This is a genomic window from Rubripirellula lacrimiformis (genome assembly GCF_007741535.1).
Taxonomy (GTDB): domain Bacteria; phylum Planctomycetota; class Planctomycetia; order Pirellulales; family Pirellulaceae; genus Rubripirellula; species Rubripirellula lacrimiformis.
In genome coordinates, this window is sequence record NZ_CP036525.1 from 209,529 (window position 1) to 222,336 (window position 12,808).

Genomic DNA, 12,808 nt, shown 5'->3' on the forward strand with positions numbered 1-12,808 from the left:
TGTGGATCGCTTGACGTCTATCGCTTGACGTTGACGGTGTAGTTGACCACTCGTTTGCCATCCTGTTCGATGGCGCGAAGCAGCATTTGTTTGCCCAACAGATCCTTAGCGTCTCGCCAATAGACGTCACGCTGAGTGGTCTCGCCGGGTTGGATGGTGATGAATTGACGTTGGTACTGACGGCCCGGTGGCGGAAACAGCAAACAGTCGTACGACTGGACCCGAGGCGATCGGTTCGTCATTTCGATTTGGACGCGAAGGTCATTTCCGCCCAACAACCGAGTGGTGACTTTCAGCTCTAGGCCTTCCGGTCCAATGTCCATGGTTCGGTGAACCGTGATCAGTTTCGGCGGGATGGTTTCCAGTTCGAATTGAACGGGAACTTGGAACGTTCCGATCTTGGCGGTGTTCCCCAGCACGATTTCGAACGATTCAGAACCGGATCGTCCGGCGGCCGCTTCCCATTGCCGTAGCGGCGATGACACCGTCCAGTTGTCCGGTGTCCGGATTCGCATCGTACCCAGCATGCTGTCGCGAGTTGGGTTGGCGTATTGAACGCTAAGCGTTTGGATCTGGCCTAGCAGGCTGTCTAGTTTTTCGGGGTTCAATGACACCGACATGCGGAAACCCAGCAGCGATGGGTCGGCGCCGATGATAAAGGTGGGCACGGGGCCGATCGACACATGTTGGCTCGGTTGCACCGGGTCAGGGTGCGTTGGCAGGTCGGTCACCCGGCCCCACACGTCGACTTGTTGGACGTTTTCGCCCAGATAGATTTTTTCCTCGGTCGGTTTGGGCGCCCACAGCATCAACACCGCTCGATCGCGGCCGACAAAGACCGAATTGTTGGCTCCGCTTCGCAGTTGCAATGATCCGGCGTTGCGGAGGTTACCGATCAGCCGGGACGTGGTTCGCCATGGAAGCAACATTTCGTCGGGCCGGCCGCTGGGCCGCAACAGTCCCTGGTCGGGATCGTGCGGATTGCTGACAAAGCAGGCTTGCACGCGGTGGCTACGAACCGTTGCCATCCGCAGCACCAGGTCACGGATTCGGGTATCGCGGTCGTATTGGCGTTTGCTGATCGGATCCAACAACAACCACGTGTCGGGACCGCCGCCGCGGTGTCGTTCTTCGGCCAGTTCCAGGAACGCGTCCAGTTCGTTGGTGGCAAGCGGCGGATCGATGCTGCGACAGATGGCTTGCCAGGACGTTTCGTTGGCGTCCAGTTCCTCTTCGAGCCATGGCCACGAAATCGCGATATCGATCGGTTGGCCAAAACCTTGCAGTCCGGTCGAGATCAGGCTGATCGCTTCGCGCAGTCGTGGTCGGCCTAGGAAACTGTGGTCACGATCGGAACCTAGTTGCCATTTGCGGACCTTCAGCGTTAGCCGATTCATGATCGGTTCAAGCAGCGGCTGCCAGATTTCGGCATCTCGGAACAGTTGGGCCGCGACGATGTCACGTCGGCCGCGAAGATCGAATCGGGGCAGCTGTGTGTCGGGAGGGATATCCAGCATGCCAACGGTTTGGATGCCAGCATCTTGTAGTTTGGACAGCAGGCTGGCGGTTTCGTCCGCCCGCACCACATCGGCCGAATCGATCCAACAGGGGTACTTCACCCAAGCGACACCGAGGTTTGACAACCAAGGCGTCAGGCTGCGTGGGGGAACCGGTCCGGCGCCGTCTGGAAGCGTCCAGCCGAACGGTCCATGGGGCGGCCCGGGAACCAATGGACCAATGACCACCAAGGACACGTCGGTGGCAAGCGATGTCGACCGTTTGCCCACGATCGAAGCGGCCACCCGATAGTATCCCGGTTCCAACAGCGGCAGCGTCCAGGTGACTTCGGAATCGGATCCGGCGTCGGGGCCAACTGGGACCGTCATCGCGGATTCAGGAGCAAGTTTATGCTGCAGGTGGTCGACCGAAAGCACCTTTTCAGCAAGCGTGTGATCGTCGTGATCCAACAACACGAACTGGATTTGTGACGCCCCCGCGGGAAGACCCATGATCTTGGCAGTGGTCAGAACCGGTTGGCCGACTGAGTACACGCCGCGGCTCTCGTCGGTGGTGACCTGCAGCTGCGGGTACTGTTCGATCATCAGATTGTCGAAACCGACCGTACCACGAATGTCCTCTAGCCCATCATCGCTGCGTTGGACCAAGACGCGTACCAACATCTTTCGCGACCCCATCGGCGGACGCACTAAACGCACGCGGGTGGTTGTCCAGTTCGTCGTGCCACCAAACTTTTCCGTCGAATAGGCGCCTAGTTCTTGGCCCTGATCGTCTAGGAAGACCAGTTCGGCACGGGCCGTGTCATGACGAAGTCCCTGGGTCATGATGTCGGCAGAAAAACGATACTGAAAACGACGATTGGCATCGATCGTCTGCGATTGCGCCTGCAGCTGGCCACCGTCCAGTTCGATCTTCAGATATCGATTCACCGTCGCGTCGGACAGGGATGGCGGCAGGGGCGGAATCCCCGAAATCAGCGGTCGAAGGTCACGCCACAGTCGAACCATTTCGGTGTCGATCTGAAGCATGCGTTTTTCGAATTCTGCGTCACGAGCAGCGATCGAATAGCGAACGTACTTGGGGTAGCCCACGCCAACGGCGCGTTTCCATCCGTCCGGTTGGTTGTCAAAATTAACATCGTCGTCGCGGCCGAAGTTCCAGACATGCCGTTCCAGTTCCGGTACCGTCGATGCCGTGGGGGATTCTTCGGTGGTGTCCAGAATCTCCGATGGGCCAGCATCGGCAGTGACAACCGCGATCATCACCATGGCGATCGCCTGCAGCGCCCGGTTCAGAGCGAACCGCTGCGGTGCCCACGCGGAGACCCCGTTGCCGGTTTCCGTTTCGGCCCCCATCCCAGCCACGGGCGCACGCTGCACCCGACAAAACCGACATCGAAGTCCGGCCATGTAGGCGATTGGCGAAGCGACACGTAAGATGCCGCCGGTGGTAAGACCGGATATGGACGTGGCATCACCAATTTTGGCGAGGAAAGTAAACAGAAACATCGGACGATACGGGGTGACAACTTGGCCGAACTGAACCTGGCAATTCGAATTGATTCTTTGAAGCGCCCGCTGCGTCAATCGCTGCAGTGGGCATCTCAGTTGGGGGTCCGCAGCGTCGAATTAGACGCGCGCAGCGGGATCCACCCTTCTCAATTGTCGGACACTGGGCTCCGTCAATTGCGGAAAATGCTGGATGACCTCAACTTGAAGGTCGCATCCCTGCGTTTTCCCACGCGCCGGGGCTTTGATCATCTGGAAAATTTGGACCAACGAGTCGACGCAACCAAGTCGGCGATGTTGCTAGCATATAAGTTGGGAGCTCCCGTTCTGATCAATGCGATCGGTCAGGTGCCCGATTCGGCGGACGATCCACGCTATGTGACGATGTCCGAAGTGCTGGACGACCTTGGCCGGCATGGGGCTCGTGTCGGAGCCTTCTTTGCTGCCGAAACCGGTACCGAATCGGGGCAGGCTTTGGCCACGATTTTGGACACTTCCGAAGACGGTTTTGTGGGCGTTGCGTTGAACCCAGGCCAACTGATCGTCAACCGGTTTTCGGTTCCCGACGCGGTGAAGGCTCTGCGAGACCGGATCCAGGTGGTGTGTGCTGTCGATGGAGTGATCGATCTGGCAGCCGGTCGAGGCATCTCGGTGCCACTGGGGCAGGGCATCGCCGACTACCCGAATCTGATTGGGATGTTGGAAGAAAACCGTTACCGCGGCCGCTATATCGTCGGCCGCGGCGATTCGACGATGGACGAATTGCAGCAAGGTGTCGAATACCTGACCAACCTGTAGACAACTCCACTTTTCAGGCCGCCCAAACGCTACCGATAGGATGCAAGCGCTTTGCCGTGGGCCATGGCCCACGATGCCAGCGAGTATCATGTCCAGATGGATGAATCGGCACGACGTCGCAATCAACCTACCCACGGAGCACCGGAAGTCATGTTTGGAATCTTAGCATTGGTGGCACTGGCCGTCGGAGCGATCGGGTGGCTCTGGATCACCGTCACGGCCTTCAGTGACGGTGACATGTTGTGGGGAATTGGCTGTCTGGTGCTTTCCCCGTTGTGCCTTGTCTACGGTTTCTTGAACCTGGACGAACTGAAGGTTCCTTTGGCGATGGTGGTCGGCGGTGGAGTCAGCCAGGTTGCGATCGGAATCTTAGGGGCGGTGTTGAGCTAGTTTGTGATTCGCGACGCCGCTTGTTGTGCCGATGGACAACTTTTACCGAGGACCAAACCGATGCGACATTGGATTCTTCTTTGCTTGCTGGTCACGTCCAGCACCGCGATCGCCGATGAACTGCCCGCGAAGGTGCTGGACTTGTCGGATTGGATGCTGACGCTTCCCGAAGACACGGATCGTCCCGGCAAGCCGGACGAAATCAAACAGACGGAACTGGAGACGTTTTCCGATCCTCGCTACTTCTTTGCAGCCCCGACCGGCGGAGTTGTTTTTCGTGCTCATTGCGGCGGCGCGACGACCAAAGGTTCTAGTTTTCCTCGCTGCGAACTACGCGAGATGGCCGATGCAAAGAATCGAGCCGGATGGGACACCGGTGGGGAAACTGTTCACACGATGACGATGAAAGTGGCCATCGCCAAGACACCGCCTGTGAAGCAGCATGTCGTTTGCGCGCAGATTCACGACGCGGACGATGACTTGATGATGATTCGCTTAGAAGGCACCAAGTTGTTTATCGAACGAAACGACGTCGGTGATGTGATGCTGGATCGCAAGTACAAGTTGGGGAGTCCGATTGAATTGAAAATTCAAGCCGCCGACGGGCACGTCAAAGTCTGGCATGACGGTGACCTGAAAATGGATTGGAAAGTGTCTCGCAAAGGCTGTTACTTCAAAGCCGGCTGTTACACCCAATCGAATACCCAGCGCGGTGACGACGCGGACTCGTATGCCGAAGTCGTGATCTATGATCTGAACGTTCGCGGTTGATCGTCGTTGGGCTAGGCCCTTTGCTGACTCCACAGTTCCAGCATTTTGATCACGTGCTGTGCGGCTTCGACCATTTCGTCCAAGCAGGCGAATTCGGTGACCGCATGAATGTTGTGCTGGCCGCTGGACAGGTTTGGTGTGGGCAACCCTTTTTCGGTCAACTGGCTGCCGTCGGTTCCACCGCGGATGATCATGCGAGTCGGTTGACGACCAAGTTGTTCAAAGGCGGCTTCGGCTAGCGAGACCGATTCGGGAAGATCGTCCAAACCTTCGCGTAGGTTTCGGTACTGTTGGCGTATCGACACGTGGGCTTCGATGCCGGGTGTATCGGCGGCAACTTGGTTCGCGGTGGTTTCGATCAATCGGGCATAGTCGGCAAGGTCTTCGCTTTCGAAGGATCGCAGAATCAGATCAACGCTTGCTTCGCCGACACCGCCATGGATGGTGTGCGGGTGGATGAATCCTTCGCGATCCTCGGTCGTTTCGGGCGTGCAGGTGGTGCGGGGCAGGGCGGATACAAAGTCGGCGGCCGCACGCAGGGCATTGACCATGCGGCCCTTGCCGATCGACGGGTGGATGTTGTGTCCGACGAAGCGAACGGTGGCACCATCGGCCGAAAACGTTTCAACATCAATCACGCCCGCACCACCACCGTCCAGCGTGTAGGCGACGGTGGCATCGAGTTTGCGGAGGTCGATCTTGTCCGTACCCCGTCCGATCTCTTCGTCACAGGTGAACAGGATTCGCACCGGCCCGTGCACCAGGTGCGGGTTTTCGATCAGTGTCTGTGCGACTTCCATGATGATCGCAATCCCCGCTTTGTCGTCACCGCCAAGCAGGGTTCGCCCGTCGGTGGTGATCAGGGTCTTCCCGACCAAATCGGAAAGCGATTCGGACTTTGCGACCGAAATCAGGCCGCCGGAGGGCAGGGGAATGTCGCCGCCGGCATAGGCATCGATGACCTGTGGGTTGACGTCCTTGCCGGGGGCTTCCGGTGACGTGTCCATGTGGGCCACCATCGCCACGGTGGGGCTGGGGCTGCCGGCGGACACGCTCCCATCGGTCGCAGGAACCGTTCCCCAGACCAGTGCGTTTTCATCCAGTTCGGCGTCCAGGATGCTGATCGCAGCCAGTTCGTCTCGCAACATTTGCCCCAGTTCGCGTTGCCCAGGCGAACTAGGGTACAGGTTCGACGAGGGATCGGCCGTCGTTTCGACTCGCACATACCGAAGGAAACGGTCCAAAAGACGTGAACGATCGATCATGACAGTCGAGGGGGTTACCGGTTGCATGGGATTCTTTTGGGGCACAGCGTTCGAACGATGGCGAGACACCCTGTACATTGTTTCATAGAACGTTGGTCGCAGGCACCCGAGGATTCGTCGGCTTTGTTCTGTCTGTCACCCGGAACGTTCTTTCGCCCCGTGAATACGGAAATCTACCCTCGATGGTCGCCCAAGTTTCTTATCTGATCTTTGACGTCGAAAGCGTTGCCGACGGGGAATTGGTTTCTCGGATCCGGTATCCCGGCATGGACTATTCGCCACAGGATGCGATCGCGACCTACCAGGACGAATTGATGGAAACCAGGGGAACGACTTTCATTCCCCATACCTTCCAGTTGCCGGTGGCCGTGGTCGTTGCCAAGGTTTCGGCTGATTTTCGACTGGTCGATGTGGTTTCGCTGGATGAACCCGAGTTTCGTCCGCACGTGATCACGCAAAGCTTTTGGCGTGGTTGGGACGCGTACAAGTATCCGACTTGGGTGACGTTCAATGGGCGTTCGTTCGACGTCCCGCTGATGGAATTGGCTGCGTACCGGTTTGGCATTTCACTTCCGAAATGGTTCCGCGGCGACGGCTACAAAGCACCGCGAAATCGATACAACACCGCGGCCCACCTCGATTTGCAGGACGTGCTGACCAACTTCGGTGCCGCCCGCTGCAACGGAGGGTTGAACCTCGTTTCACAGATGTTGGGGAAACCAGGCAAAATGGATCTGACCGGTGACCAGGTTCAACAGCAGCACAACGAGGGCAACAAGAAGGCCATCAGTGACTACTGTCGCTGTGATGTCCTGGATACCTATTTCGTGTTCCTGCGAACGCGGGTGCTGACTGGAAACATCACTCTGGATCAAGAGATTCAGTTGGTGGCGGAAGCGAAGCAGTGGATCGAAGAAAGGGCCCCAGACTGCGAGGCTTACCGAGACTACCTCGGCCATTGGCGTGAATGGGCCAACCCCTGGGCGATCGAGGTGGACCCCAAGGCGGACACCGATGATGTACCAGAATCGGCCACCGATGCCGCCGCCGATGCCCCTGTCCAAGCGGTTTCTAGCGTCGATTCGGAGTCTCCGGGCACACCGTCGGTGGACGCCGCAGCCGATCCAAAAACCGATGAATCCCCCTGAAAATGCGGTTACCCGCTCCCCCCGACGTCGACCTTTTGCCCGTTTCCTCTTTACGTCGCCGTGGTTGGATCAGTACGGTGGATCGATGTTAAGGATTGCGCCGTTGGGACCGCTGCTGATCAGGCAGCCACAAGCGCAGAAAATTTTGCCTCCGCTTCGGAATTGATGGCTCGACCATGCCGGCTGGACAAGGAAGTCTTCGCCAATCGTCGCTTACATTGCATCGCTTGTCGATGAAATGCTGGGCGTGGATCGTCATGTTTTCGGTGACATGGGGGGCGATCGGGTGCACGAATTTGTGCGCTGCCGACGATCTTTCCCCCCCATCGTTTTCGTCCGATGAACAGACGACCGATCTGCGATTGCGTTGGGAGTGGGCGTCGCCCAATCCAGTTCGCTGGAATCTACAAGCATCGATCGTGGAGTCCCGCGATGGAGTTCCGGAAGCTCGAATTCTAGATGTCGAAAACCACTGCGACGAATCACATGCGGTCGCTGCGTTTTCTCATGCCGGCAACGGATTAGCTGCCGTCAACCAATTGGGTTTTCAAACTCGGCTGCCGATGCGGGATGGATCGGTCGTGTTTCGATTGCGATGTTCTTCCGATGCGGTGCTGCGAATTCGAAGGTTTGCGAACCGATCAGGCGGCGGGGACGACGAGGTCGTCGAGGTGCCCGTCCAACAGTTGCTGAGCGGGGACCCGGTCGAATCCAAACAAGCCAGTGCGAACCAACAAACTTGGTCGCTGCGCCGGGTCACCAGTGACACACTGCGGATCCACACCGGACGCGATCTACCGATCATTCAGCCGGGCACATCGATCGGCATGTCGGTTCGTGTCAACGCGTGCACCGCGCACCGGTTACAGACTCTGTCGCTGCGATACGGAATTTTCCATGTCGGACGCGGGGAAACGGTGGTCAGCGGAGACCGCAAGGTCGAAGTCGATGGGCAAGGAAACTCGCCATCGATCGATCTGTCCGATCTGGCACCCGGTGACGAAGGCGTGTACGAAGTCCGCTGCGAAATCTCGGATGATCAAGACAACCTATGGTCTCGACTGCGTCGTCGTGAACCGCCCATTGCTGCGGTCAGTGAGACGATCGTGGTGATGAACGATCACGTTCCCGAACGTTCCAAAGAACACCGTCCGTGGGAATCGCTGGCAACGATTCGACCGTCCGATTCATCTTGGTCCGTCGACCAATGGCTACCCAAACAGGCGACGCGTTTGATTCCGGGGGTCATTGGCGTTTCCAATGATCTGGCCCAGGCTGAATCGGCTGGTGAAACGGTGTCCGTGCTGGATCCACAGCACGTCTACCGGGCCACTTTGCCAGTACGAGATCAGCATCAACCGCACCGCATCACGCTGCGGTATCCTGCCGACTTGGCCAGTCCGCTGCAGGTCGATGTTGCTGCGGGTGACAATCGTGCCGGAATGCCCGTGTCATTTGTGTTGACCAAGGACGACCGGACGGTTGTTCTATCGCGTGATCCAAACGAAACCAAACAGGGCGCCGAAGCAACCAACTGGGCGACACATTCCTTCGTCTATTACCCCAGCGGAAATGACCAGATCTGGATCACCAATCCAAGCCAGGATGCAAAAGTTCGTTTCGAGTCGATCCGCATCGAAGCGGGACCGCATCGTTTGTCGGCATCGACGCCCGATATCCCTCACCAACGTGATGTTGCACTGGCTCTGGGGAACCTAGCCTGGGTAGACGACTGGTCGGCGGATCTGACCCGCCGTGAAGTGATCCATAACATCAGTCGTCGCACGGCGATGATGTACCGCACCTGGACCGCGTCCCAGCGATTGGCCGACTATGCGCTCGTAAATGGCATGAACTCGGTCGTGGTACCATCGACCGATGGGAAGGTGTCCTGGTTCGATGGTGGGAAACACTTTGATCGCTGTTTTGCAGATGGAGACGACCGTGGTCGGTTGCGAATTCTAATGCGGATGATCGCGCGGTACGACTTGGGTGTCATCGTCCGAATCGATCCCGCGATGGCGATGTCACCGATCGAATCCAAGGTTCGGCTTCATCCCGATCAAGACGATCAATGGTTGTCGGGCCAATCGAAATCAGCCGGACTTGCGGACCCTGGATACCGATGGGATCACCCCGGTGTGGAGTCGCAGGTCGCATCGATGGTGGCTGATCTGAATCAAATTTGCCAATCGGAGCCGGCCTTTCGCAATCTGTTGGTGCGGTTGCCCCAGCCCACCGATTCGATCGTTGCAGCGATCGCCGAGCAATTGCCGGCGACCAGTCGTTTGCTGGTGCAAGTCGGGACTGGGACGGAAAGTGAGGTGCTGTCGGTAGCCGGCGGTTCGGATGATTCGGTCGTTACCCCGGTTCATTCGCTTGTTCGCCGCGGTCGCCAACCTTTGGCTTCTCAATCGACCTTCCAAAGTCGGTTGATGTCCGTCCGGCAATCACGCCCGGTTGCGCAACTAGCGGTCGAGATCGGGCAAGCGGATTCGGGCGGCAAACCGGTATTCTGGAACCATCAAATCGACACGGATGCCGTTCGTGTGTTGGACCAGCTGGATCCTTCGATCTTGCTGGTTCGATTGCCTCGATCGACCGCAACACTGGCGCCCCGGTTGGCGGACGTGTTGCGTGGGATCGCTTCGACACCGGTTGGTGACGCAAACCAGGACGATGTTTCAGGGTCGGCGTCCGAGACGATACGCGTCAACGTGGCGCATCACGAAGGGCAAACCTTTCTAACTCTGCTGAGTCTTGCGCCTTGGGAAAGTGAAGTTGAATTTCAGTCCCGTGATCAGCATCCATGGAACGTCAGCCACGGCGATGTCGAATTGGTGCGGGCGCCCGTTTCGGTTGAAAACACAGCTGGTTCCGATCGTTCCGCCGCGATGGGGCAATCGCAGCGATGGCGAGTGACCATTCCGGCAGGCGAGTTTGCGGTGCTGCGAAGTGATCATCCCGCGGCCGGGCTGGTCGACTGGACAGCGACCGCCAGCGGTGGTGCCGAGACATCGGGCCGAATCAAACAACAGGTGACGTCCGTCGTTGAACGGATCGGGATGTTAAGCAGTCCCGAGAGTTACCGTGGACTCAACAATGGTGGTTTTGAACATTCCGGAGGCATGGGGTTGGTTGGTTGGCTGCACGCACAGCACCCACCCAACTGTGTCCAAATCGAAACAGGCGACTGCATCGAAGGACAGCAATCGGTATTGCTGACGACCGACGCCGCGGTATCCACGCGAACCTGGTTGGTCAGCGAAATGGTCGATCCACCGGCCAGCGGGCGTTTGGCCGTGTCGATTGCCTGTCGCGGGGAATTGAAAGGCCAAGATGCAAGCCATCGTTTGCGAGTGTCGATCGAAGCGACGCGAGATGGATCTCCGATTCGTCAGAGTGCCGAATTCGATGTACCCTGCAATGGGAAGTGGCAGCCGCGCAGCATGGTTCTGGAAGCCGATGGGATCGATCCTGACCGCACCGAATCGTTGCGATTGACGATCGATAGTTTGTCGGGCGGCCGAATTTGGATTGACGATATTCGACTGCACGATCGATTCCCAACGTCGAAGGAAAGAGCCGAGTTGCAGAGCCAGGCTTTCTTGGCTGTTCAAGGGCTGCAGCGAGGAAACTTGACTCCTTCGGCACGATTGCTTCAGAATCATTGGGCTCGATATCTATTGGCCAAACCGACACCAATCGAAAAACCGGTTGTTGAAACGGTTTCGAACGAAGAAGAAACACCGGGCGTTGCCGAGCGAGTTCGCAGCTGGTTACCGCGACGATTGAGATTCTAGATTTTCAGCTACATAGGTGATGTGGGGTCATGATGCGAAGTTGGGTCAAACGAATTGCTTTGGTGGCGTTGGGGATCGGTCTGTTGGCAGGTGGAGCGGCTTGGTGGGCGCTTCAGCAGACTCAGTTCGTTCCCGAGTTCTACACGCGTGCCGCGTCCAACCGGGCATCGACAACGGTCGAAGCCAGTCGTCGGTTGCAAGCCGAGGTGGAACAGCTGCAAAGCAATGTTGCCAAGATCGGTTCATGGCGTGCCGCGTTCAGTGACGAACAGATCAACGCCTGGCTGATCGAAGAACTGCCCAACAAGTTCCCGCGGTTGGCAGCACTGGGCGCGAGTGAACCGCGGATCGTGATCGAAGACGAACGTGTTTTAGCAGCCGTCCGCTATCGGCACGGCGGAATCGACACGGTCGTGTCTTGCGAATTCCGCGTCGAACTGACCGAAGAACCCAACATGTTGGCGTTCCGAGTACAGAACCTAAGAGCCGGGTCGCTGCCATTGCCGCTGAGCAAGTTTCAGCGTGGCATTTCCAAGGAAGCAGCACGTGGTGACATCGACATTCACTGGGACATGACCGAAACCGGACCGATCGCGCTGGTCACCGTTCCCAGCGAAGATCCTAGATATTCACTGAGCCCAGTGGTTGTCGAATCGTTGATGACGTACGACGGCGCTCTGCTGTTGTCAGGACATACGGGTGAGTGGGCGCATCACGAATTTCAGCCGAAGGGGCCTGTGCACCAGTTCGTTTCTTATCGACCGGGCACCCAGCGGAACGACCAATCGCCACGAATTTCGTCAGAGCGATCCGAGCCGCCATCCACGATCCGCTGAAAGGTCACCTGGGCCGACCGTTGCACCAATTCGGTGCCCGGCGCCGTCGCTATCAGTAGCCGTGCGGCGAATCGATTCGCGCCGGGATCGGTCTCTGCAATGTCCGTCCATGTTCCGGTGATGACCTGCGATACGTCGCCTCGGTCATTGCGAATCGGCCCTTGGTAGTCGAGGTACTGCAGCCGGTGGTCCGCAATCCTTTGGCAGTTCGATTGCACATCTTTCGATAAATCGAAACCGGGCGAAGTCGCCCAGGTCCGCAGCACATCCCCGTGTTGAAACATCCAATCCCAATGGTCATGTTCGGTCCGTTGCAGTTCGGTTCCGACACGATGAAGCAGCACGACGAATCGAAGGGCAGTCATGGTCATGGATGAAATTCAACTCGTCACGAAACTGTTCCGGTAGCGGAAGTCGTCAAGACTTTCGGTCGATCACGTTGGGGGCCGAAACTCTTGACGAGTTCCGCTACGCTGTTTGGGGGGGCACGGCTGTTCCGGTAGCGGAAGTCGCCGAGACTTTCGGTCGATCACGTTGGGGGCCGAAACTCTTGACGAGTTCCGCTACGTTGTTTGGGGGCACGGCTGTTCCGGTAGCGGAAGTCGTCAAGACTTTCGGTCGATCACGTTGGGGGCCGAAACTCTTGACGAGTTCCGCTACGTTGTTTGGGGGCACGGTCGTTCCGGTAGCGGAAGTCGTCAAGACTTTCGGTCGATCACGTTGGGGGCCGAAACTCTTGACGAGTTCCGCTACGTTGTTTGGGAGGTCACG

Annotated in this window: 9 protein-coding genes; 6 read left to right on the forward strand and 3 right to left on the reverse strand. The window is 57.9% G+C overall.

Annotated features, from left to right (window positions below; all coding sequences use genetic code 11):
- Window positions 1–17 precede the first annotated feature (17 nt).
- On the reverse strand, window positions 18–3,026 hold the full coding sequence (locus K227x_RS00735; RefSeq protein WP_145167581.1) for a hypothetical protein: 3,009 nt from the start codon (window positions 3,024–3,026) through the stop codon (window positions 18–20).
- 57 nt (window positions 3,027–3,083) lie between these two features.
- Here K227x_RS00735 and K227x_RS00740 point away from each other — a divergent pair, with 57 nt between their 5' ends.
- Genes K227x_RS00740 through K227x_RS00750 form a run of 3 tightly spaced genes read left to right on the forward strand, consistent with a single transcriptional unit; the run spans window position 3,084 to window position 4,985 of the window.
- The gene (locus tag K227x_RS00740; RefSeq protein WP_246146411.1) at window positions 3,084–3,824 is read left to right on the forward strand and encodes a sugar phosphate isomerase/epimerase family protein; all 741 of its coding nucleotides are present in this window, start codon (window positions 3,084–3,086) and stop codon (window positions 3,822–3,824) included.
- Between the two features lie 51 nt (window positions 3,825–3,875).
- Entirely contained in the window at window positions 3,876–4,214 is a 339-nt protein-coding gene (locus K227x_RS00745) for a hypothetical protein (protein ID WP_246146412.1), read from the forward strand.
- Between the two features lie 60 nt (window positions 4,215–4,274).
- On the forward strand, window positions 4,275–4,985 hold the full coding sequence (locus K227x_RS00750) for a polysaccharide lyase family 7 protein (protein ID WP_145167584.1): 711 nt from the start codon (window positions 4,275–4,277) through the stop codon (window positions 4,983–4,985).
- A gap of 11 nt (window positions 4,986–4,996) precedes the next feature.
- Here the strand turns inward: K227x_RS00750 and pepT are convergent, their stop codons facing one another.
- On the reverse strand, window positions 4,997–6,250 hold the full coding sequence (gene pepT / locus K227x_RS00755) for a peptidase T (RefSeq protein ID WP_145167586.1): 1,254 nt from the start codon (window positions 6,248–6,250) through the stop codon (window positions 4,997–4,999).
- Between the two features lie 182 nt (window positions 6,251–6,432).
- On the opposite strand from pepT, the gene K227x_RS00760 reads away from it, so the two are divergent.
- The 3 genes from K227x_RS00760 (at window position 6,433) to K227x_RS00770 (ending at window position 12,037) form a co-directional block, all read left to right on the forward strand.
- Complete coding sequence (locus K227x_RS00760; RefSeq protein WP_145167588.1) at window positions 6,433–7,398, forward strand: 3'-5' exonuclease; 966 nt, start codon at window positions 6,433–6,435, stop codon at window positions 7,396–7,398.
- Between the two features lie 176 nt (window positions 7,399–7,574).
- Window positions 7,575–11,201: a hypothetical protein gene (locus K227x_RS00765; protein ID WP_145167590.1), complete on the forward strand. Its 3,627-nt coding sequence runs from the start codon at window positions 7,575–7,577 to the stop codon at window positions 11,199–11,201.
- Between the two features lie 29 nt (window positions 11,202–11,230).
- Window positions 11,231–12,037, forward strand: coding sequence for a hypothetical protein (locus K227x_RS00770; protein WP_145167592.1), 807 nt, complete (start codon window positions 11,231–11,233; stop codon window positions 12,035–12,037).
- Here the strand turns inward: K227x_RS00770 and K227x_RS00775 are convergent.
- Window positions 11,956–12,408, reverse strand: coding sequence for a DNA polymerase ligase N-terminal domain-containing protein (locus K227x_RS00775; protein WP_145167594.1), 453 nt, complete (start codon window positions 12,406–12,408; stop codon window positions 11,956–11,958). The two genes, K227x_RS00770 and K227x_RS00775, sit on opposite strands and share 82 nt — an antisense overlap.
- Window positions 12,409–12,808 lie beyond the last annotated feature (400 nt).